19 protein-coding genes are annotated in these 22939 nt (G+C 65.3%); 12 read left to right on the top strand and 7 right to left on the bottom strand.

What is annotated here, in order from left to right:
• Positions 1–156 precede the first annotated feature (156 nt).
• From LO55_RS03415 to LO55_RS03395, 5 genes are all read left to right on the top strand, one after another.
• Positions 157–912, top strand: a complete 756-nt coding sequence (locus LO55_RS03415; protein WP_005667858.1) for a response regulator — start codon at positions 157–159, stop codon at positions 910–912.
• Positions 909–1322, top strand: coding sequence for a P-loop NTPase family protein (locus tag LO55_RS03410; RefSeq protein WP_071360450.1), 414 nt, complete (start codon positions 909–911; stop codon positions 1320–1322). Before LO55_RS03415 ends, LO55_RS03410 begins: the two co-directional genes overlap by 4 nt.
• A 117-nt stretch (positions 1323–1439) precedes the next feature.
• Positions 1440–1697 (top strand): BTH_I0359 family protein, encoded by a 258-nt coding sequence (locus tag LO55_RS03405; RefSeq protein ID WP_005667861.1) that lies wholly within the window; start codon positions 1440–1442, stop codon positions 1695–1697.
• Positions 1698–1805: 108 nt separating this feature from the next.
• The gene (locus LO55_RS03400) at positions 1806–2570 is read left to right on the top strand and encodes a class II glutamine amidotransferase (RefSeq protein ID WP_005667864.1); all 765 of its coding nucleotides are present in this window, start codon (positions 1806–1808) and stop codon (positions 2568–2570) included.
• A gap of 129 nt (positions 2571–2699) precedes the next feature.
• Positions 2700–3977: an EAL and HDOD domain-containing protein gene (locus tag LO55_RS03395; protein ID WP_071360449.1), complete on the top strand. Its 1278-nt coding sequence runs from the start codon at positions 2700–2702 to the stop codon at positions 3975–3977.
• A 57-nt stretch (positions 3978–4034) separates the two neighbouring features.
• Here the strand turns inward: LO55_RS03395 and metH are convergent, their stop codons facing one another.
• Positions 4035–7802, bottom strand: coding sequence for a methionine synthase (metH, locus tag LO55_RS03390; protein ID WP_071360448.1), 3768 nt, complete (start codon positions 7800–7802; stop codon positions 4035–4037).
• Positions 7803–8039: 237 nt separating this feature from the next.
• Between metH and LO55_RS03385 the strand changes: the two genes are divergently transcribed.
• A complete protein-coding gene (locus tag LO55_RS03385) occupies positions 8040–8267 on the top strand; it encodes a BrnA antitoxin family protein (protein WP_040776893.1) in 228 nt (75 codons plus the stop codon).
• Positions 8268–8391: 124 nt separating this feature from the next.
• Here LO55_RS03385 and fmt read toward each other — a convergent pair whose 3' ends face one another.
• Together fmt and def are read right to left on the bottom strand one after the other, a co-directional pair.
• On the bottom strand, positions 8392–9339 hold the full coding sequence (gene fmt, locus LO55_RS03380; RefSeq protein ID WP_071360447.1) for a methionyl-tRNA formyltransferase: 948 nt from the start codon (positions 9337–9339) through the stop codon (positions 8392–8394).
• Positions 9340–9352: 13 nt separating this feature from the next.
• Positions 9353–9892, bottom strand: coding sequence for a peptide deformylase (gene def, locus LO55_RS03375; RefSeq protein WP_005667874.1), 540 nt, complete (start codon positions 9890–9892; stop codon positions 9353–9355).
• Positions 9893–10199: 307 nt separating this feature from the next.
• On the opposite strand from def, the gene LO55_RS03370 reads away from it, so the two are divergent.
• The 4 genes from LO55_RS03370 (at position 10200) to LO55_RS03355 (ending at position 16082) form a co-directional block, all read left to right on the top strand.
• Entirely contained in the window at positions 10200–11318 is a 1119-nt protein-coding gene (locus tag LO55_RS03370; protein WP_071360446.1) for a LysM peptidoglycan-binding domain-containing protein, read from the top strand.
• A gap of 7 nt (positions 11319–11325) precedes the next feature.
• Positions 11326–12471 (top strand): DNA-processing protein DprA, encoded by a 1146-nt coding sequence (dprA, locus tag LO55_RS03365; RefSeq protein WP_071360445.1) that lies wholly within the window; start codon positions 11326–11328, stop codon positions 12469–12471.
• Positions 12472–12684: 213 nt separating this feature from the next.
• The gene (locus LO55_RS03360; RefSeq protein WP_005667881.1) at positions 12685–13143 is read left to right on the top strand and encodes a Smg family protein; all 459 of its coding nucleotides are present in this window, start codon (positions 12685–12687) and stop codon (positions 13141–13143) included.
• Between the two features lie 278 nt (positions 13144–13421).
• Positions 13422–16082: a DNA topoisomerase III gene (locus tag LO55_RS03355; protein ID WP_005667883.1), complete on the top strand. Its 2661-nt coding sequence runs from the start codon at positions 13422–13424 to the stop codon at positions 16080–16082.
• A 96-nt stretch (positions 16083–16178) separates the two neighbouring features.
• Here the strand turns inward: LO55_RS03355 and LO55_RS03350 are convergent, their stop codons facing one another.
• The 3 genes from LO55_RS03350 to LO55_RS03340 are packed head-to-tail and all read right to left on the bottom strand — an operon-like array spanning position 16179 to position 20911.
• The gene (locus LO55_RS03350; protein ID WP_005667885.1) at positions 16179–16385 is read right to left on the bottom strand and encodes an addiction module protein; all 207 of its coding nucleotides are present in this window, start codon (positions 16383–16385) and stop codon (positions 16179–16181) included.
• A 42-nt stretch (positions 16386–16427) separates the two neighbouring features.
• A complete protein-coding gene (locus tag LO55_RS03345) occupies positions 16428–20015 on the bottom strand; it encodes an ABC transporter permease/M1 family aminopeptidase (RefSeq protein WP_083415143.1) in 3588 nt (1195 codons plus the stop codon).
• Positions 20016–20017: 2 nt separating this feature from the next.
• Entirely contained in the window at positions 20018–20911 is an 894-nt protein-coding gene (locus LO55_RS03340) for an ABC transporter ATP-binding protein (protein WP_005667889.1), read from the bottom strand.
• Between the two features lie 233 nt (positions 20912–21144).
• Here LO55_RS03340 and LO55_RS03335 point away from each other — a divergent pair, with 233 nt between their 5' ends.
• Positions 21145–21621, top strand: coding sequence for a hypothetical protein (locus tag LO55_RS03335; protein ID WP_071360444.1), 477 nt, complete (start codon positions 21145–21147; stop codon positions 21619–21621).
• A gap of 34 nt (positions 21622–21655) precedes the next feature.
• On the top strand, positions 21656–22300 hold the full coding sequence (gene coq7, locus LO55_RS03330; RefSeq protein ID WP_071363672.1) for a 2-polyprenyl-3-methyl-6-methoxy-1,4-benzoquinone monooxygenase: 645 nt from the start codon (positions 21656–21658) through the stop codon (positions 22298–22300).
• A gap of 167 nt (positions 22301–22467) precedes the next feature.
• Here coq7 and LO55_RS03325 read toward each other — a convergent pair whose 3' ends face one another.
• The gene (locus tag LO55_RS03325; RefSeq protein ID WP_071360443.1) at positions 22468–22890 is read right to left on the bottom strand and encodes an OsmC family protein; all 423 of its coding nucleotides are present in this window, start codon (positions 22888–22890) and stop codon (positions 22468–22470) included.
• Positions 22891–22939 lie beyond the last annotated feature (49 nt).

Here is a 22939-nt window from a genome sequence, read left to right as displayed (position 1 = left end):
GTCCTGAAATGAAGATTCATTGAATCAAACCTGATTGTTCAACGAACCTCTATTTCAGGGCATGAGAACTCGGCCCCATCAGCAAACTTGGCTTAAGTGCAAAAAAACTTATAAAATTGCACACGTGACGGGTAGAAGATCAGGAAGGTAGAAACGATGGCGAACATACTCGTAGTTGACGATGAAATGGGCATCCGGGAACTCCTGTCGGAGATTCTCGGCGACGAAGGCCATGCCATCACCCTGGCCGAGAACGCGCAACAGGCGCGCGAGGCGCGTGCGGCCGCGACGCCAGACCTGGTGCTGCTCGACATCTGGATGCCGGATACCGATGGCGTGACCCTGCTCAAGGAGTGGCAGCGCGACGGCATGTTGACCATGCCGGTCATCATGATGTCGGGCCATGCGACCATCGACACGGCGGTCGAGGCGACCCGCATCGGCGCCCTGAATTTCCTCGAAAAGCCGATTGCCCTGCAAAAGCTGCTCAAGGCGGTCCAGCAGGGCCTGACCCGCGCGCAAGAGGTGGCGCGCGCACCGATGGCACCGCCGCGCCCGATCGCGCCGAGCGCGCCGCCGGTGGCGAGCGACGCCGCCATCGCCGCCCCCAGCGCGCCGATGTTCGCGTCCCCTGGCGTGCAGCCCGGCCCAGGCGTCGGCATGGGCAACGGTACGCGCATGGTGCATGCGGTGTCGCAGGGCGAGGGCACCGGCTATACGCTGTCGTTCGACCTACCGCTGCGCGAGGCGCGCGACGCCTTCGAGCGCATGTATTTCGAACATCACCTGGGCCGCGAAGGCGGCAGCATGACGCGCGTCGCCGAGAAGACCGGCCTCGAGCGCACCCACCTGTACCGCAAGCTCAAGCAGCTGGGCGTCGAACCGGGCAAGCTCGCCAAGAAAGGGGGATGATGGCCCGCGCGGCCACCGTCCTCGTCACAGGGCCCAGCGCCGCCGCACGCGAACAGGCGATCGCGGCGCTGCTGGCCGTTCCTCCCGCTGCCGTTTCCGATCCTGGCGCGCCTGGCGCCGGCGCAGCCACGTCGCGCGACTTCAGCGCGGTCATCCTCGAAGGCCTGGGCGTGGCCGCCACGCCGCTCGAGACCGGCCCCGGCCTGCAGGTCGTGCGCATCGCTCCCGGGTGTTTGTGCTGCGACGGCAATCTCGTTTTGCGTGTAACATTGAATCGACTGCTGCGCCAACGCCCGGGACGCCTGTTTCTCGGCCTGGCGAGCAGCGAACACCTTGATCAGTTGCGATCGTGGCTTGCAGCGCCGCCATACGATCAGCTGTTGGCACTGAACCCGACCGTCCACGCCTGAAGGCACTTGACGGTCTTGAAATCGGTTCGGACAGCCCCACCTCTGAAGCGAAGTGAACAGCCTGCCGTACGCCGCCATGCGGCAGGGTTGCACTAATTTCTGATCGAAGGAGTCATCATGAACATGATCTATAACAGCGAACAGTACAGCGTCGTCGAGTTCGGCGTCGACCGTGAACTCGAAGCGCTGCGATTTGGCGGCTTCGAGATCGTCGACAAGGCCGGCCGTCGCGAGGCCTTCATCGGCGGCCGCCTCGCGCAATCGTTCCGGCGCGACGTCAACAACCTGATTGCCAGCGAACCCACCATGGAAGAGATCGACGACTTCCTGGGCTCGTATGACACCCTGATGAGCCAGCCCGTCGTTCTTCATTGAGCACGTGCATTGAGCCAGGACAGCATTTCGCTGCGCTGAAGTCCCCGAGCGCCATTGCCACCGGCGGGCAATGGCGCTTTTTTCATCGGTCATGGTAAGCTGCGGGCCATGTGCCAGCTCCTCGGAATGAACTGCAATGTCCCTACCGACATTGTCTTCTCTTTTACCGGCTTCGCCCACCGCGGCGGCCGCACTGACACCCACCACGACGGCTGGGGAATCGCCTTCTTCGAGGGCAGTGGCGTGCGCCACTTCGTCGATCACCAGGCCGCCATCGCCTCGCCGATCGCCGAACTGATCAAGCGTTATCCGATCAAGTCGACCAACGTCATCGCCCACATCCGCAAGGCCACCGTCGGCCACGTGGCGCTGGAAAACTGCCATCCCTTCGTGCGCGAGCTGTGGGGCCGCTACTGGGTGTTCGCCCATAACGGCGACCTCAAGGATTTCGCGCCCGTGCTCGACGGCGCCTTTCGTCCGGTCGGCACCACCGACAGCGAACTGGCCTTCTGCTACCTGCTGCAAAGCATGCGCCGCGAGTTCGGCGACACCGCGCCGGGCCGCGAGGAGTTGCGCGCACTGCTCGAGCGCATCATTCCCGGCATCGCCGCCCACGGCACCTTCAATATGATGCTGTCCGACGGCGCCGCGCTGTTCACCCATTGCTCGACCAAGCTGTGCTACGTGGTGCGCAAGTATCCCTTCGTGACGGCCTGCCTGTCCGACGAAGACCTGTCGGTCGACTTTTCGCAGGTGACCACGCCCGACGACCGGGTCGCGATCATCGTCACCGAGCCGCTCACGACGAACGAGGAGTGGACCCATTTCGCGCCGGGTGAGCTGAAGGTGTTCGTCGACGGATTGCCGCAGTAAACACTGTGTATCGATTGTGACAACACCGATGTTTCGCGAATAACGTTCTTCTAATAAATTAGTGCCAAGAAGACACACGCCGGGATGGATGCGGTAAAGTAGTCCGATTGATGCGAGAACGAGAACGAGATGACCGATACCGCCAGCCTCGACGAGGCCTCCCAGCCGCTACGCATGCGCCATTTCTACCTCGCGCGCCAGCCCGTGCTGGACCGCAACCAGGCGCTGTTCGGCTATGAACTGCTGTTTCGCGGCAGCGCCCAGGGCCCGGCCCATTTCGATTCGGGCCTGTCGGCCAGCGCCAGCGTCATCCACCATGCATCCCAGCTCGGCCTGCCGCGTGCGATCGGCGACGCCAACGCCTTCATCAACGTCGACAAGGACGTCTTGGTGAGCGATATGTTCGCCTTCCTGCCGCGCGAGCGCACGGTGCTGGAGATCGTCGCTTCGGTCGAGCCGGACGACGCCGTCATCGAACGCATGCGGGCCCTGGGCAAGCATGGCTTTCGCTTCGCGGCCGAGGCGGCGGCCCACGGCCCGGCGCTGTCGCGCCTGCTGCCCGTGATCGACTTCGTCAAGATGGATTTGCGCGCGCTGCCGGCCGTGACCCTGCTGTCGCTGGCGCCGCGCCTGCGCACCACGGGCAAGCGCCTGGTGGCCGAAAAAGTCGAGAACCACAGCGAATACCGCACCTGCCTGGACATCGGCTTCGACTACTTCCAGGGCTATTATTTCGCCAAGCCGTCGGTGCTGGCCAGCCGCAAGCTGTCGCCGTCGCAGACGACGGTGCTCGACCTGGTGAACCTGGTGGCGTCCGACGCCGACAACGCCGAGATCGAAAGCGTGGTCAAGCGCGAGGTGACGATCGGCCTGAACCTGCTGCGCCTGGTGAACACGCCGGCGGTGGGGGCGGGGCGACGCATCGAATCGATCAGCCAGGCCCTGACCCTGCTGGGCCGGCGCCAGCTGCAGCGCTGGCTGCAGATCCTGCTGTATGCCGAGCCGGACGTGCGCGGCCACAGCCAGAGCCCGCTCCTGCTGCTGGCCACCACGCGCGCGCGCCTGATGGAGCTGCTGGCCCAGCGCCTGCGCCCCGGCCAGAAGAACGTCGCCGACGTCGCCTTCACGGTCGGCATGATGTCCCTGATGGACACGCTGTTCTGCATCCCGATGATGGACATCGTGGAGCAGATCCCCGTGATCGACGAAGTGCGCGCCGCGCTCCTGCAGCGCAGCGGCTTCTTCGGCGAGCTGTTGAAGCTGGCCGAATCGATCGAGCGCATGGACGACGAGGGCGACGACCTGCTGGCGGGCCTCAAGAGCCTGTCGATGGACGGCGACGACCTGGCCGAACTCGAGGTGTCGGCGTTCGAGTGGAGCGACAAGGTGGTGCGCTACGCGATCTGAGCGCCGCACACTCGGCGCGTCACGAAAAAAACGCCGCGGATCTCGCGGCGTTGTGTTTTACAGGTTCGGCGCCAGGTGGCGCTCCACCTCGGCCTTGTCCATCCCGCGCCGCCGCGCCATGTCCTCGACCTGGTCGTCGCCGATCTTCCCGACCACGAAATACTTCGATTCCGGGTGCGCGAAGTAGAAGCCCGACACCGCCGCGCCCGGATACATCGCGAACGACTCGGTCAGCTCCATGCCGATCTCCCCGGCCTGCAGCGTGCGGAACATATCGGCCTTGACCGTGTGCTCGGGGCAGGCCGGATAGCCCGGCGCCGGACGGATGCCCTGGTACTCTTCGGCGATCAGCGCCTCGTTCGACAGGGATTCGTCCGCCACGTAGCCCCACAGGTCGGTGCGCACGCGCTCGTGCATGTATTCGGCGAAGGCTTCGGCCAGGCGGTCGGCCAGCGACTTGAGCATGATCGACGAGTAGTCGTCATGCGCCGCCTCGAAGCGCTGCTCGTGCTTCTCGATGCCAAGGCCGGCGGTCACGGCGAACATGCCGATGTAATCCGGGATGCCGCTCTCTTTCGGCGCGATGAAGTCGGCCAGGCACTGGTTGGGGCGCTGCACGCCGTCGACGACCGGCCTGACGCCCTGCTGGCGCAGGCCGTAATACGTGAAGGCCACCTGTTCGCGCGATTCGTCGGTATACACCTCGATGTCGTCGTCGTTCACCGTGTTGGCCGGCAGCAGGGCGATCGCGCCGTTGGCGGTGAGCCAGCGGCCTTCGATGATCTTCTTGAGCATGGCCTGGCCTTCGGCATACACCCTGGTGGCGGCCTCGCCCACCACCTCGTCGGTGAGGATGGCGGGGAAGGGACCGGCCAGGTCCCAGGTCTGGAAGAACGGGCCCCAGTCGATGTAGCGCGCGATCAGGCCCAGGTCGACGTTCTTGAACACGCGGCGCCCGATGAACTTCGGCTTGACCGGCGCGAACGCCAGCTTGGCCTTGTTGGCGCGCGCCTGGTCGAGAGGCAGCATCGGCAGCGCCTTCTTGCCGGCGTGCTGGATGCGGATGCGCTCGTAGTCCTGGGCCAGTTCGATGATGTAGGCGTCGCGCGTGTCGTCAGTGACCAGCGCCTGGCCGACCGAGACCGAGCGCGACGCGTCCGGCACGTAGACCACCGGACCGTCGTAGTGCGGCGCGATCTTGACCGCGGTGTGGGCGCGGCTGGTGGTGGCGCCGCCGATCAGCAGCGGCACCTGGCGCTCGCGGAACCACGGGTCGCGCTGCATTTCGCGCGCCACATGCGCCATCTCTTCGAGCGACGGCGTGATCAGGCCCGACAGGCCGACCATGTCGGCGTTTTCTTCCTTGGCCTTGGCCAGGATGTCGGCGCAGGGGACCATCACGCCCATGTTCACGATCTCGAAGTTATTGCACTGCAGGACCACCGAGACGATGTTCTTGCCGATGTCGTGCACGTCGCCCTTGACGGTGGCGATCACCATCTTGCCCTTCGGCTTGGCGACGATGCCGGTGCGCGCTTCTTCCGCCGCCTTCTCTTCTTCGATGAACGGCACCAGGTGCGCCACGGCCTGCTTCATCACGCGCGCCGACTTGACCACCTGCGGCAGGAACATCTTGCCCTGGCCGAACAGGTCGCCGACGATGTTCATGCCGTCCATCAGCGGACCTTCGATCACGTGGATCGGGCGGCCGTTGGCTGCTGCGACCTGCTGGCGCATCTCTTCGGTGTCTTCGACGATCCATTGCGTGATGCCGTGCACCAGCGCATGCGCCAGGCGCTTCTCGACCGGCGCGTTGCGCCACTCGAGGTTCTGTTCCTGTTTGGCGCCGCCGGCCTTGAGCGTGCCGGCGAATTCGATCATGCGCTCGGTGGCGTCCTTGCGGCGGTTGAGCACCACGTCTTCCACGCGTTCGCGCAGCTCGGGATCGAGGTCGTCGTAGACGCCGACCATGCCGGCGTTGACGATGCCCATGGTCAGGCCGGCCTTGATCGCGTGGTACAGGAACACGGTGTGGATCGCTTCGCGCGCCGGGTCGTTGCCGCGGAAGCTGAACGAGACGTTCGACACGCCGCCCGAGATCTTCGCGTGCGGCAGGTTGTCGCGGATCCAGGCGCAGGCTTCGATGAAGTCGTTGGCGTAGTTGTCGTGCTCTTCGATGCCGGTGGCGATGGCGAAGATGTTCGGGTCGAAGATGATGTCTTCGGGCGGGAAGCCCACCTGTTCGGTCAGCACCTTGTAGGCGCGTTCGCAGATCTCGATCTTGCGCGCGAAGGTGTCGGCCTGGCCCTGTTCGTCGAAGGCCATCACGATCACGGCGGCGCCGTAGCGGCGGCACAGCCGCGCCTGGCGGATGAATTCCTCCAGGCCTTCCTTCATCGAGATCGAATTGACGATGGCCTTGCCCTGCACGCACTTCAGGCCCGCTTCGATCACCGACCACTTGGACGAGTCGATCATCACCGGCACGCGCGAGATGTCGGGCTCGGACGCGATCAGGTTCAGGAAGCGCGTCATGGCCGCCTGCGAATCGAGCATCGCCTCGTCCATATTGATGTCGATGACCTGGGCGCCGTTCTCGACCTGCTGGCGCGCCACCGACAGCGCCTCGTCGAACTGCTCGTTCAGGATCATGCGGGCGAAGGCCTTCGACCCGGTGACGTTGGTGCGCTCGCCGACGTTCACGAACAGCGACGATTCGTCGATGGTGAAAGGCTCCAGGCCCGACAGGCGCATCGCGACCGGCACTTCCGGCACCTGGCGTGGAGCCTGGGTTTCCAGGATCTTCGCGATCGCCGCGATGTGCTCGGGCGTGGTGCCGCAGCAGCCGCCGGCGATGTTGATGAAGCCGGCGTCGGCGAATTCGCGCAGCAGGGCGGAGGTGTCAGCCGGCAGCTCGTCGAAGCCGGTGTCGCTCATCGGGTTGGGCAGGCCGGCGTTCGGGTAGATGCACACGAAGGTGTCGGCGATTTGCGACAGCTCCTGCGCATAGGGGCGCATCAGCGCCGCGCCGAGCGCGCAATTCAGGCCGATCGTCAGCGGCTTGGCATGGCGCACCGAATTCCAGAAGGCCGGCACGGTCTGGCCCGACAGGATGCGGCCCGAGGCGTCGGTCACGGTGCCCGAGATCATCAGGGGCAGGCGCGGCGTCTCGGGATGCTCGTCGAAATACTGGTCGATCGCGAACAGCGCCGCCTTGCAGTTCAGGGTGTCGAAGATGGTCTCGACCAGCAGCAGGTCGGCGCCGCCGTCGACCAGGCCGCGGACCTGTTCGTGGTAGGACGCGACCAGCTGGTCGAAGGTGATGTTGCGCGCCGCCGGGTCGTTGACGTCGGGCGAGATCGAGGCGGTCTTCGGGGTCGGTCCCAGGGCGCCGGCGACGAAGCGCGGCTTGTCAGGGGTTGAATATTTGTCGCAGGCGGCGCGCGCGAGCCTGGCCGCTTCGACGTTCATCTCGTAGGCCAGGTGCGCCATGTGGTAATCCTCCTGCGCCACGCCGGTGGCGCCGAAGGTATTGGTCTCGAGCAGGTCGGCGCCGGCGGCGAGATAGCGCTCGTGGATTTCCTGGATCACCTGCGGCTGGGTGAGCGTGAGCAGCTCGTTATTCCCTTTCACGAACAGCTCGCGCTGGCCTGCTCCCTCGGGCGCCGCGAAGTTCGCGAAACGCTCACCGCGGTAGGCCGCTTCATCGAGCTTGTACTGCTGGATGATGGTGCCCATCGCGCCATCCAGGATCATGATGCGGCGCGCGAGGATCTCGCGCAGCTGGGTTTCGATCGGGGAGACGGGATTGGTACGGGCGTTCATCGTGTTTTTCCGAAGGTGCGGCTTGACAGGCCGGTTGAGAAAGGGCGGTCTACGATTATACGTCAAGCGGCGCGATAGGCCCGGCAGTGGGGGTGTGTATGTATCGTTATGTATTCAACGCCGCATGCGTTACATAGCGTTACATTTGTTGGGGTGGCTGCAATCTTTACGATACATGGCGAGACGACAATCAAGGTCCGCCTCCACGAGTGGCGAACGTATAGATGGGATAACCGCATGAACAAAGAATACCAACCGGATTGGGATCAGCCTATGGACCGCAACCCGGAGCCAGCAATGTCGTCGAAGCCACAAGTCGCCAGCAATGGTGTGAAACAGATCGTCACGATCCGCCTGGATGTGGATATGCTTGAATGGTTCAAGGCCGCAGGTCCCGGCTACCAGACCCGCATCAACCAGGTTCTGCGTGAACACATGGACGCCCAGCGTACGTCGCAGGCGTAGGGGTGGCGGCTTTGCCGCCGACGCGGTGATCGTTATCGGTTGATCGCCGCAACCGTTTTGCACGTCATCCTCGCCCGCGGGGACGACGTGTTATGAAATCGACTTCAGGAGCGCCGCGAGCGCTTCAATTGAACGTCAACCCCGCCAGCGAAAACCCTTTCAGGAATTCCGCCGCCTTCAGGCGCTTGCCGCCAGGCTTCTGCAGCTCGTTCAGGCGCAGCGCACCTTCTCCGCAAGCGACCACGATGCCGCCGGCGTCGGCCTGCAACACCGCGCCCGGTGCGCCGCTGCCTTCAACCGCTTCGGCCGACCAGAACTTCACCGCCACGCCATCGACCACCCCGTTCGCGCCGGGGAAGGGGTTGAAGGCGCGCACCTTGCGCGCCAATACCGCGGCCGGCAGGCTGAAATCGAGCTTCGCTTCTTCCTTGCCGATCTTGGCGGCGTAGGTCACGCCTTCGTCCGGCTGCGGCACGGCGCTCAGCTCGCCGGCTTGCATCTTGCGCAGCGCGTCGACGATCATGCGTCCGCCCAGCGCGGCCAGCTTGTCGTGCAGGCTGCCGGTGGTATCAAGCGGGTCGATCGGCAGGCGCTCCATGGTCAGCATCGGCCCGGTATCCAGGCCTTCTTCCATCTCCATGATGGTCACGCCGGTTTCCAGGTCGCCCGATTCGATCGCGCGGTGGATCGGCGCGGCGCCGCGCCAGCGCGGCAGCAGCGAACCGTGGATATTGATGCAGGGACGGATGTCGAGCGTGCTGCGCGGCAGGATCAAGCCATAGGCCGCGACCACCATCACGTCGTAGTCGATCGACTGCAATTGCTCGTGCGCGGCGCGGGCCTGGGCGGCGCGCTCCGGATCCTTGGCGTCCATGCGCAGCGACAGCGGCTGCGCCACCGGCATGCCGTGCGCCAGCGCGTACTGCTTGACGCTGGATGCCTGCAGTTGCATGCCGCGCCCGGCGGGGCGGTCGGGCTGGGTCAGGACCAGCGGGATCTCGAAGCCGGCCTCGTGCAGGGCACGCAGGGCGACGGCGGCGAACTCGGGGGTGCCGGCGAAAACGACTTTCATGTCACCGCCGCAATCAACGGCGGGCGGCGCGCTGGGCGGCGTCGCGCTGCATGCCGCGTTCTTCCTTCTGCAGCTTGGCCTTGATGCGGTTGCGCTTGAGCGGCGACAGGTATTCGACGAAAACCTTGCCCATCAGGTGGTCCATCTCGTGCTGGATGCACACGGCCAGCAGGCCGTCGGCCTCGACCTCGAACGGCTTGCCGTCGACGTCGAATGCGCGCACCTTGACCCGGGCCGGGCGCTCGACGCCGTCGTAGATGCCGGGCACCGACAGGCAGCCTTCGTCGTAGACCTGCTTTTCTTCGCTGGCCCAGGTGATCTCGGGGTTGATGAAGACCATCAGCTTTTCTTGCGCTTCGGTCACGTCGATGGTAACCACGCGTTCGTGCACGTCCACCTGGGTGGCGGCCAGGCCGACGCCAGGCGCGTCGTACATGGTTTCCGCCATGTCGGCCACCAGCTTGCGCAGGCGCTCGGTGCCGAATTCGGTGACCGGCTTGGCGACCTTGTGCAGGCGCGGGTCGGGGTAGCGGAGGATGTCGAGAAGTGCCATATCGGATCGGATGTCGGTGGAGTTGTCTAGGTTGAACGGGTACTTGGCTGGCAGGCAAGACAGGACGCAAACCCGCCACACGCCCTGGCGCGCAGACCTCGGTTTGCTTGCTAGTTCAGGGATTTGTGTGCAGAATTTGATTCTATACAGCAACCCTTCCGTGAGCGGGGAGCGGTACGTCGTGCTGTCTCTCGCTGCGGCCGGGCCGGATGACGGAGCGGCCTGTTCAGCATCATGACCTGCATTGGATGCAGCTGCAATCTGGCGGCATCATTTAATCTTACGCCGCATTAAACGGACGTCTTCAATGAAAAATTTTAGCACAGTCGTGGCCCGTGCTGCTGCGGCGGCGTTGCTCGCATGCGCCGCCGGCGCCTCGGCCCAGCCCCCAGTGCCCGCCGGCGCCTGCAGCTTCCGCCCGGACGCACCCGACAAGCACGTCGTGGTCAAGGGCGATACCCTATGGGATATTTCTGGCGCCTTCTTGCGCAACCCATGGTGCTGGCCCCAGGTCTGGGGCATGAACCGTGACGAAATCCGCAACCCGCACTGGATCTATCCGGGCCAGACCATCTGGTTCGACCGCGCGCGTGGCCGCCTGAGCCTGCAGCAGCCCGGCACTAGCCTCGATGGCGGCGATGGCCGCGATGCGCCTCCGCTGACCCGCCTGTCGCCGCAGGTGCGCAGCGAAGGCCTGGCGCGCGACGCCGTGCCGGCGATTCCCGCCGGCGCCATCGAACCCTACCTGACCCAGCCGCTGGTGGTCGAGGCCGACGAGCTGGCGGGCGCGCCACGCATCGCCGCCTCGCAGGAAGGCCGCGTCTACCTGGGAGAAGGCGACCGCGTCTACGTGCACGGCGACGTCAAGCACGAGAGCGTGTTCCAGGTATTCCGCCCCGGCGCCGCGCTGACGGACCCGCAGACCGGCCTGGTGGTGGCGCACGAAGCCGCCTTCCTCGGCACCGTCAAGCTGCTCAAGCTGGCCGCGCCCGGCGTCGACGTGCACACTTTCCAGGTGGTCGATACCGTGCAGGAGATGGGCGTGGGCGACCTGCTGCTGCCGGCGCCGCCGACGCCGGTGCGCAACTACGTGCCGCACGCGCCGCTGCAACCCCTCGACGGCCGCGTCATGTCGATCTATTCCGGCGTAACCTACGCCGGACAGAGCCAGGTCGTCACTGTCAACCGGGGCACGGTTGACGGGCTCGATGTCGGCGCGGTGCTGCAGCTCTATCATCTCGGGAAGACTGTGGCCGATCCGCAAAGCCGGGGTTTCCTGGGCCTGGGCCGGAAGCAGTTGAAACTGCCCGACGAGCAATACGGCAGCCTGTTCATCTTCCGCGTGTTCAAGAACGTCTCGTACGGCTTGGTCATGCAGGTGACGGCGCCGGTGCAGGTGGGCGACGTCGCCAAATCACCGGAGTAACCCCGCCGTGCAAGACACGGAACCCCATCCCATTGCCGAGCGCGCCACCCTGATCGCCGATTGGCTGCGCCTGGAACAGGCGCACGGGGTGGGGTGCCGCAGCGCGCATGCGCTGTTGTCCGCCTTCGGCTCGCCCGGGGCCATCTTCAGGGCCGGGGCAGCGGCGCTGGCGGCCCATGTGTCGGCGGGCCAGGCGCAAGCGGTGTGCGCGCCGGTCACGCCCGCCTTGACGGCCCTGGTCGCGGCCACCCTGGCCTGGCTGGAGCGACCCGGCCACCACCTGATCACCTTCCACGATTCCCTGTACCCGCCGGCGCTGGCCGAGATCCCCGATCCGCCGCTGCTGCTGTACGCCGCCGGCCGCATCGAGCTGCTGGCGCGGCCCCTGGTTGCCGTGGTCGGCAGCCGCAACGCCAGCGTGCAGGGCAAGCTCGACGCCGAATCCTTTGCCGCGGCCCTGTCCGGCGCCGGCCTGTGCGTGGTGTCGGGGCTGGCGCTGGGCATCGACACCGCCGCCCACGAAGGCGCGCTGCGCGGGCTAGGCGCCACCATCGCCGTGGTCGGCACCGGACTCGACCGCGTCTACCCGGCGCGCAACCGGATGCTCGCCCACCGCATCGCCGAACACGGCTGCCTGCTCAGCGAATACGCGCTGGGCACGCCGCCGCTGGCCGCCAATTTCCCGCGCCGCAACCGCGTGATCAGCGGCCTCGCGGCCGGCGTGCTGGTGATCGAGGCGGCGGCCCAGTCGGGCTCGCTGATCACGGCCCAGATGGCGGCCGAGCAGGGCAGGGAGGTGTTCGCCTTGCCCGGCTCGATCCATTCCGCGCTGGCCAAGGGATGCCACCGCCTGATCCGCGACGGCGCGCAACTGGTCGAGACGGTGGACGAGGTGCTGCTGGCGATGCGGGTGTCACCGCTGGCGGCCATCGGGCAAGCATGTCGCCAGAAGCGCGACGCCGGGCCGGACGATACGGCGGAAGAAGACGCCGAGCTGTTGCTCGCGCTGGGCCACGAACCGGTGGCGCTCGACGATCTGCTGGCGCGGCTGGGGACCGATGCTGGCGAGCTCGGCGGGCGACTGCTGGGCCTGGAACTGGCCGGTCTGGTGGTGCAGTTGCCGGGCGGAAGGGTGCAGCGCATCTGGCCTTAGGCCTACTTCGAATCAGGCCGCGTGGATGCACATTTAATAGATTGCCTGTGCTTCATCTCACGAAGTTTGCGAATTGTATGTTCTTGTTTTTAATCGTTTTTGGTAAGCTAGCTGATCGAACAAGGCTTGCATACAACGTTTTTTCCACGAGGCAGCGCGACAGGCGCGCTCTACTTGTGCCGCACGAAGTTTAGCTGCTACAGTAGCGTCACTATGTTCGACATCCTGGTCTATCTCTACGAGACGTACTACCGTCCCGACGCCTGCCCCGAGCCGGCAGCCCTGGCTCGCAAACTGTCCGCTGTCGGCTTCGACGACATCGAAATCTCGGAAGCGCTGGACTGGCTGACCGGGCTGACCGATGCGCCGCTGCCCGACACGATCGATGCCTCTACCGGCATGCGCTACTACGTGGACGAAGAATATATCGAGCTGGGCAGCGCCGCGATCGGCTTCATCGCCTTCCTCGAAAGCGCCAAGGTGCTCGGCCCCATCCAGCGCGAGATCGTCATCGAGCGCGCACTGGCCTGCGACGAGTCCCCCATCGCCTTGAGCAAGCTCAAGATCATCGTGTTGATGGTGCTCTGGAGCCAGGGCAAGGAACCGGACGCGCTGATGTTCGACGATTTGTTCAGCGACGACGACGAGCAAGAGCCGCGTCTGCTGCACTGACGCGCGGTGTCGCTTTTGTAAGACATTCGACGGGGCTTGTGCCCCGTTTTGCATTTCTGGCTCACCATTTCTGGGCGGCACATAGACCATATGTGGCCCGCATCGCACCATCACGAAGCGCAAGGTGTACTTGCAGGGAGCGCGATAACGCGCTTATCATTGGCCGCTTCATCTTGACAGTTACCAATCAGACACTATGGCCGGAATTTCACCGGCCCGGCTGCCAGCATGTATGATGCGCAAGCCCACACTATATAGATAGCACGACGAGAATCACTATGACCAAATCCCTCATCATCGCCGAGAAACCGTCGGTCGCGAACGATATCGCGAAGACGCTGGGCGGCTTCACCAAGCACGATGAGTACTTCGAATCGGACGACTACGTCCTCTCGTCCGCCGTCGGCCACTTGCTCGAGATCGCGGTGCCCGAAGAACACGACGTCAAGCGCGGCAAGTGGAGCTTTACCCACCTGCCGATGATCCCGCCTTACTTCGCGCTGAACCCGATCGCCAAGACCGAGTCGCGTCTCAAGGTGCTGAATAAGTTGATCAAGCGCAAGGATGTCACCACCCTGATCAACGCATGTGACGCGGGCCGCGAAGGAGAACTCATCTTCCGCCTGATCGCCCAGAACGCGAAAGCCAAGCAACCGGTCAAGCGCCTGTGGCTGCAGTCGATGACGGCCAACGCGATCCGCGAAGGCTTCAATAACCTGCGCAGCGACGAAGAAATGCTGCCGCTGGCCGACGCCGCGCGCTGCCGTTCCGAAGCCGACTGGCTGATCGGCATCAATGGCACCCGCGCCATGACCGCTTTCAATTCGAAAGAGGGCGGCTTCTACCTGACGACGGTGGGCCGGGTGCAGACCCCGACCCTGTCGATCGTGGTCGAGCGCGAAGAAAAGATCAAGAAGTTCGTGCCGCGCGACTACTGGGAAGTGCGCGCCGAGTTCGTGTGCGCCGCTGGCGTCTACGAAGGGCGCTGGCTGGATCAAAAATTCAAGAAGGACGAGAACGATCCCGAGAAGCGCGCCGAGCGCCTGTGGAGCAAGGCTGCCGCCGATTCGATCGCGGCCGCCTGCCGCGGCAAGCAGGGCAACGTCACCGAAGAAAGCAAGCCGACCACATCGATGGCGCCCGGCCTGTTCGACCTGACGTCGCTGCAGCGCGAGGCCAACGGCCGCTTCGGCTTCTCGGCCAAGAACACGCTGGGCCTGGCCCAGGCGCTGTACGAAAAGCACAAGGTGCTGACCTACCCGCGTACCGATTCGCGCCACCTGCCGGAAGACTATATCGGCACCGTGAAGTCGACCCTGGAAGCGCTGGCCGAGACCAATAACTACAATCAGTTCGCCAAGCAGATCAGCAAAAATGGCTGGGTCAAGCCGAACAAGCGCATCTTCGACAACACCAAGATCTCGGACCACTTCGCCATCATCCCGACCGGCGTGGTGCCCAAGAACCTGAGCGAGCCGGAACAGAAGCTGTACGACCTGGTGACGCGCCGCTTCTTGGCCGTGTTCTTCCCGGCCGCCGAGTTCCTGGTCACGACCCGCTATACCGAAGTCTCGGGCCACCAGTTCAAGACCGAGGGCAAGGTCATGACCAACCCCGGCTGGATGGCCGTGTACGGCAAAGACACGGGCGACGACAAGGACGGCGCCAACCTGGTGCCGGTGGCCAAGGGCGAGAAGGTATTGACCGACAAGGTCACGGCCAACGGCCTGGTTACCAAGCCGCCGGCGCGCTACAACGAAGCGACCCTGCTGTCGGCGATGGAAGGCGCGGGCAAGCTGGTCGATTCCGACGAGTTGCGCGATGCGATGGCCGGCAAGGGCCTGGGCACGCCGGCCACGCGCGCGGCCATCATCGAGGGCTTGCTGACCGAGAAATACCTGCTGCGCGAGGGGCGCGAGCTGATGCCGACCGCGAAGGCCTTCCAGCTGATGACCTTGCTGCGCGGCCTGGGCGTGAATGAACTCACGGCGCCCGAGCTGACCGGCGAGTGGGAATTCAAGCTGTCGCAAATGGAGAAGGGCAAGATTTCGCGCGAAGAATTCATGCGCGAGATCCAGCAGATGACCCAGATCATCGTCAAGCGCGCCAAGGAATACGACAACGACACGATTCCCGGCGAGTACGCGACCCTGGTCAACCCGTGCCCGAACTGCGGCGGCATGGTCAAGGAAAACTACCGCCGCTTCGCCTGCACCAAGTGCGACTTCTCGATGAGCAAGACGCCGGGCAGCCGCCAGTTCGAGATCGCGGAAGTCGAAGAACTGCTCAAGAACCGCACCATCGGTCCACTGCAGGGCTTCCGCTCGAAGATGGGGCGCCCGTTCGCCGCCATCCTGCGCATCGTGCGCGATGAAGAGATCAAGAACTTCAAGCTCGAGTTCGACTTCGGCCAGGACGAGGAAGGCGAAGAGGGCGAAGGCGTCGACTTCAGCGGCCAGACCCCGGTCGGCCCTTGCCCGAAGTGCAATGGCGGGGTGTACGAAATGCCGCTCGCCTATGTTTGCGAGCACAGCGTGGCCAAGCCGAAGACCTGCGACTTCCGCAGCGGACGCATCATCCTGCAGCAGGAAATCGTGCCGGAACAGATGGCCAAGCTGTTGAACGACGGCAAGACCGACCTGCTGCCGGGCTTCGTGTCCCAGCGTACCCGTCGTGCATTCAAGGCCTTCCTGGTGCGCGGCAAGGACAACAAGATCAGCTTCGAGTTCGAGGAGCGCAAGGCCAAGCCGGGCGCCGCCGCCAAGGGCAAGGCGGGCGATGAGGCCGCTGCCGGCGCGGACGGCGCCGATGGTGCGGCAGCGCCAGTGAAGGCAGCGCGCAAGGCAGCCGCCAAACCGGCCGCCAAGCCGGCGGCGAAGAAGGCAGTGGCCAGGAAGGCGCCGGCCAAGAAGGCGACCGCGGCCGCTGCGAAGAAGTAACAGGTCGAGGGCGGGTGCATCCCGCCCGCTCCGGACGTAAAAAAACCGCGGCTTGCCGCGGTTTTTTTTCATTCCAGCATCATGGATGTGCGATGCTCACTCCTGCCATTCCTTCAGTGCGAGGATTGCCGCCTCGCCATTGCGGATCGCTTTCACGCGCCGCACCACTTCGTTGCGCCACGCTTCATCGGCGTCCTGGTCGGGGCCGTCGATGTCCTGTAGCAGCAGCTGCATGATTTCCTGTTTCTCGGACGGACTCAGCAGCTTGAGTCGTTCGGCGATTTCCGCGACGGCGTTGGACATGATGCTCTCTCCTATAATTTTGTCTCGATCATAGCGCGAGAACTATTGATTGTCGACTGGCAGCATATTGTCATTCGGTTTGCGATCGATCAATTTGTTGTCGGGATCGATGCCGGCGCGGCCCGGCACGCCATCGACCACCAGGGTCAGCTGCTGCGCGGCCTGGGTCACCAGCCGCCGTTCGCGCGCCAAGGGGTTGCCATTGCGGTCATCCACGCCGAATTCGACGTAGTCGTTCATTGGCACCGGCCGCTCCTCGCCCTGTTCCGTCATCCTCAGCTTGGCGGCGTGGGCATCGATCGTGACCTCATGCTTGCCGTCCGGACGGCGGCGCGCGACGGCGCTGGCGGCGCGGTTTTCGTAGAACACGATCGATTCGAACAGGTCGTCGATCAGGTAGGCCTTGTCCTGCGGCGTCACCGCGCGCAAGGCCCCGACTAGGCTGGAGGCGGTCGGGTAGGGCGCGCCGCGGTAGGCGTATTGCTGCAGCAGGCCGCGCAGCACGCCGCTCACGACGTCCTCGCCGAGCATGTCCTGCAGCAGGTACAGCGCCAGGCCGCCCTTGTACTGGTGGATGTAGCGCTGGTTCTCGTTATGGGCCAGCGGCAGTTCCTTCTCCTGTTCCTGGGCGCGGCCGATCAGGTAGGCTTCCAGGTCATGGCGCAGGAAGCGCCGCATCTTGTCCGCGCCAAGCGAGCGCTTCATCACCATCAGCGCCGTGTACTCGGCCAGGCTCTCGGACAGGAGGGTGGCGCCGCGCGTGTCGGCGCCGACCAGCTGCTGGCCCCACCACTGGCGCGCGGTCTCGCGGGCGCTGACGTAGAACGGGTAGTCGAGGTCCTTGGGCGAGCCGGGATCGACGCGCGCGATGAAGGCGGCGCCTTCGGACAGGGGGATCAGGCCCGGGAAGGCTTGCGCGGTGCGGACGGTGCGCGGGAATTCGGCGATGCGCAGCTCGCGCAGCGGATAGCGGCCGACATGGCGCGCGCCGTAGTCCAGCCCGGCCTGGGCGCCGCGCACCAGGCGCTCGACGTTGACGTCGTGCCCCGGCTGGTAGTAGACGTCGATCGTCACATCCTGCCAGCGGTCGTGGCGAACCTCGTAGCGCGCCGACTGGAAGGCATAGGCGTTCAGCATGGGACGGTCCATCTTGTAGCGGAAGTGGCGCCGCCCGCCCTCGTTCCATTCGCGCACCAGGGTGCCGGGCGCGATCGCGACCTGGTCCGCGCTGGTGCTGACGGTGGCCTCGAAACCGATCCAGTCGGCGTCGACGCCGATGCGGTGGGTGGCGCGGCCGGCCGGGTCGTCGCGCGCCGGCATGGGCGCGCGCGCGGCCAGTCCGTGGCGGCGCCGGTCACGCACGTCGCTCAGTTCGACCGAAGGTTGATAGCCGATGCGCGGCATGACCTCGTTGGTGAAGAAGGTGCCGTTGGCGACCACCGGCGTGTCGCTGCCCAGGCCCAGCAGGCCGCGCGGCGCGTAGTCGAGTTCGAAATCGAGGTCCAGGCGCGCGCCGGGCGCCAGCGGGGCGGCCAGGCGGTAGTGGTAGAAACCGCGGTCGGGATCGAGCGTGACCGCCGTCGCCGGCTGGCCGAAGTTCGGCGTCAGGCGCGCGCCGCGCTGCTGGTACAGCACCAGGTCGCGGATCGGCGCGCCGCTGCGGTTCTCGAGCCGGTAGCTGCCCTTGACGTGCAGGGCGCGTCGTTCGGGATGGATGGCGGCGTCGAGCCTGACGTCGACGATGCGCGGCTGCGGCAGCCGGGCGAAGCCGTGGTAGCGCTTTTCGTATTCAGCGCGCAGCAGTTCGCTGCGCCAGGTGGTCAGGTAGCCGCCGCTCGGCAGTTCCCAGGCCAAAAAACCGCCGGCGCCCGCGAACACGGCCAGCCCCAGGCCGAAGCAGGTCAACACCTTTGGCGTCAGGTTGCGGCGCGCCAGGCGCAGGCGCTCGCGCCAGGCGTCGTCGACCCCGCGCGGCCACAGCGCGCGCGCCAGCGCCAGCAGCATCAGCGCCGCGCCGCTCCAGTACAGCAGATAGAAGCGCTCGCGCAGCAGCTGGTGGCCGAAGCCGTTCATCGGCGAATACGTCAGGTCGGGCCAGACCCCGTACAGCAGCAGCGGATGGTTCTGGCCGGCGCTGTTCAACAGCAGCGCCGCCACGAGCCAGGCGATCATTAAAAAGTTGGCCAGGTATTTGTGATTGACGACGACCTGCACCGCGATCGCCAGCACCGCGATCAGCGCGTAGTTCGGCAGCAGGATGGTCAACAGCGCATGCAGGTACAGCCCTGGCTCGAGCTGGAAGTAGCCCTTGAACAGCTGGATCAGCATGCCGGTGACCATCGCCAGCAGCACCAGCAGCGCCTGCAGGCCGATCAGGGCCAGGGTCTTGCCGGCCAGCGGCAGCCAGCTCGGCACCGGCAGCGCGTCCAGCATCTGGGCCACGCGCGTCTCGCGTTCGCGCCAGACCAGTTCACCGGCATAGAAGATCGTGATGGCCAGCATGAACAGGCCGAACACCGCGCGGATCAGCTCCAGCACCATATAGGTCACCGGATAGGTGGCGGCGCCGTAGATGGCGTCGAGGTCGATTCCGCCGGCGACCAGCGCCAGCACGCCGCCGGTGGCCAGCGCCGCGAAATAGACGTTGCGGGTCATCTCGCGCAGTTCGCCCCGCGCCGACTTGAACAGCAGCAGCGCCAGGCTGCGCGCCGCGAAATCGGGTTGCGCGGTGGTGTCGCGCGCGGCCTGCGACAGTTCGACCGGCAGGTCGGGCTGGGCCTGCCCGCGGCCGCGCGTGCGCGCCTGCACGTCGGCCTCGCCGATGAAGTGGAAACGCCAGTAGCCGAGCAGCAGCGCCAGCAGCGCGAAGCCGCACCACAGCAGGCGGTTGATCAGGTAGACGTCCTGCAGGTCGATCGGATTGAGGTTGCGCTCGGCCAGCGGCCAGTACTCGGTCAGCAGGAACAGGGAGGTGGTGCCGAACGGGTCGATCAGGGCGGCCAGGGTCTTGAAGTCGAGGTCGCGCGCCAGCGAGGGCGCGACGGTATAGCCGATGGTCATGACCACGGCGGCCACGTAGACCGGCAGCATGCGCCGGGTCAGGGCGGCGAGCACGAAGAAGATCGCGCCGAAGATGAACAGGTTGGGCAGCAGCGTGAACAGGTAGGGCTTGATCCAGGCCGACGCCAGAGAGCCGCCCAGGCGGTCGGGCGCGATGCCGGGAATGAAGGTGCCGAGCCACAGCCCGATCACGATGCCGGAAAAGATCACCGCCAGGGTCGCGAACGCGCCGAGGAAGCGGCCGAACACGTAGTCGGCCTTGCTGAGCGGCGCGCTGAAGAAGAAGTGGTGCATCTCGTGTTCGAAGTCCTGCTGCACCGCGCGTCCCATCACCGCCGCCGTCACCACCGTGCCCAGGCTGCCGAGCAGCGCCGTGGCGATCGCGATCTGGCGCGGCGCGTCGACCAGGACCCGGCTGCCGAAGGTGACGAGCAGATCGCGGAACGCCCCGCCCGAGGCGGCCATCCAGGTCATGGCGAGCGCCAGGAAGACGGCGAAATAGACCCAGGTCGAGAGCCGCCGCAGGCGCTGGCCCGCTTCGAAGCGGGCGATGACGAACAGGGCGCGCACGGTCAGCAGTTCCCGGCGGCCGGGTTGTGGCGGCCGGCGATGGTGGCGAAATACACGTCTTCCAGGCTGGCGCGCGCCGGCTCGAAGCCGTCGCCCGGATCGTCCTCGGAATACACATGGATCAGGGTGCGTCCGCTGAGCAGGCGGGTCGAGATCACGCTGTAGCGCGCTTGGTAAGCGGGCAGCTCGGCCTTGGTGACGAAACGGGCCCAGATGAAGTCCTCGATCCCGTAGATCAGCTCTTGCGGCTCGCCGCACAGCAGCACCTGGCCCTTGTTGATGATCGCCATATTGGCGCACAGGTCGGCCACGTCGGACACGATGTGGGTCGACAGCAGCACCGTGCGTTCTTCGCCGATGTCCGACAGCAGGTTGTGGAAGCGCACCCGTTCCTGCGGATCGAGGCCGGCGGTGGGTTCGTCGACGATGATCAGGCGCGGGTCGCCCAGCAGGGCCTGGGCGATGCCGAAGCGCTGGCGCATGCCGCCCGAGAAGGTGCCCAGGCGCTGGTCGCGCACTTCCCACAGATTCGTTTGCTGCAACAGGCCGTCGACCACTTCGCGCCGGCGCGCCTTGTGCGACAGGCCTTTCAGTTGGGCGAAATGGTCCAGCAGTTCGTAAGCGCTCACCTTCGGGTAGACGCCGAAATCCTGCGGCAGGTAACCGAGCATGCGGCGCACCGCGTCCTTTTCGTCGAGCACGTCGATATCGTCCAGGAACACCGAACCGGAGTCGCACTCTTGCAAGGTCGCCAGGATCCGCATCAAGGTCGATTTGCCCGCGCCATTCGGGCCGAGCAGCCCGAACATCCCGGCCGGGATGTTGAGCGTGACACGGTCCAGCGCGACCACGCCGTTGGCGTAGGTCTTGGACAAATTGCGGATTTTCAATTGCATGACGACTCCTGGCTGCTGCCTCGCGCGTATTTACGCCAGGCCAAACACTTTTTCACACTGGCATTGTATTCAATCGGCACGGCCACGGCGGGCGCGGTGCGACATACGGTCCAAACAGGGACCCAGACCGCATTATCCGGTGACAGGACGCACGATGGTTTTCTTTCGATAAATTTTTTGCAATAGAGGACCGCGTGCGGCGCAAGCCGGGGCAAAGCATGGATAATGGCTGCATGGACTCCATCACCCAAGAAAAGCTCTTGATCCTGATGCGCGAGGGGCGCAGCCGGGCCGAATCCACCGACTGGTTCCGCGTCGCGCTGGGACTGGTCTACCTGGCCGGCCTGATGACCAAGGAGGCGATCGACTTCAAGACGGTCGACCGCGAGTACAACCGCTTCATCTATCACACGCTGGGCAAGGGTCACACCATCACCAGCGTGCTGCAGTTCATGAGTGGCGCGAAGGTGATGCCGACGGTGGAGTCGGCGCGCTTCCTGGACGCCTTCAGGCGGCATTGCCCGGGCGTGCCGCTGGTGTCGCTGCCCTTCCTGCTGGAGTTGAACCTGGGCGTGGCCAAGAACATCTCGGGGCTGGAACCCGAGGGCCCGCTGGCCGACTGGATCGCGCGCAAGAAAAAGGAGCACGGAACGCAGCAGGATGGCGCCGGAGAGCAGGCGCACGCTGGGCCGCATGCCGAAGGCATATAATGAACGCTTCAGCGACCAGAACATCGAGCACACCATGATTGCGAACCGTTTCATCAGCCCCCTGGACCAACTGATCGTCGGCGTCGACAAGGCCTTGCGCGTCGTCGGCGGCGTGGCGGCGATGTCGCGCCCGAACCCGGGCGCGCACGCCATCGACGGCGAATTGAGCGACGCCGAGCGCCGTCACAGCGCGGGCCTGATGCGGGTGAATCACGTGGGCGAGGTATGCGCGCAGGCGCTCTACGATTCGCAGGCCAACTTCGCCCATACGCAAGAGGTGCGCACCCAGTTCGAGCACGCGGCGCGCGAAGAAGAAGACCACCTGGCCTGGTGCGCGCAGCGCCTCTCGGAACTCGGATCGCAACCGAGCGTGCTGAATCCCCTGTGGTATGCGGGCGCCTACGTGATGGGCAGCGTGGCGGCGCGGATCGGCGACCCGGTCAGCCTGGGCTTCGTGGTCGAGACCGAGCGCCAGGTTGAGGCGCACCTGAATAGCCATCTGGAACTGCTGCCGGCGCAGGACGCCAAGTCGCGCGCCATCGTCGACCAGATGCGCATCGACGAGATCGCGCACGCCGACGCGGCGCAATCCGCGGGCGCGGCGTCGCTGCCGTTGCCGGTCAAGGTGGCGATGCGGGCGATGGCGAAGGTGATGACCACCACCGCTTACCGGATCTGATCCGCGGGCTATACGATCCGCAACTTGCAAACGTCATTCCCGCGAAGGCGGGAATCCAGGTTCGACGCGCTGCCACCGACTTTTGACGGTCCCGGTCTTCCAGCACACTTAGGTTCCCGCCTGCGCGGGAACGACGGTCTTGGGGGCAACGATCTCGTCGAACGGTATCAGACCTCGACGATCTCGAACGAGTGCGTGATCTCGGCCGTCCTGGCCAGCATGATCGACGCCGAGCAGTACTTCTCGTGCGACAGCTTGACCGCGCGTTCCACCGTCGCCTGCTTCAGGTTGCGGCCGCTGACCGTGAAGTGGAAGTTAATCTTCGTGAACACCTTGGGGTCAAGGTCGGCGCGTTCGGCCTGCAGGGTCACGTCGCAGCCGCGCACGTCCTCGCGGCTGCGCTTGAGGATCAGGACCACGTCATAGGCGGTGCAGCCGCCGGTGCCCACCAACACCATTTCCATCGGGCGCGGCGCCAGGTTATGGCCGCCGCCCTCCGGCGCGCCATCCATGGCCACCATGTGGCCGCTGCCGGTCTCGGCCCGGAAACTCATGCCCGACGGGCCGTTCCAGCTGACTTTCACTTCCATGCGATTCTCCGTGTTGCTGATGCGTCGATAAGGACGTCGATTGTACGGC

Origin of the sequence: Massilia timonae (assembly GCF_001866515.1) — a bacterium.
Taxonomy (GTDB): Bacteria; Pseudomonadota; Gammaproteobacteria; order Burkholderiales; family Burkholderiaceae_D; genus Telluria; species Telluria timonae.
This window is presented reverse-complemented; position numbering and strand designations above follow the sequence as displayed.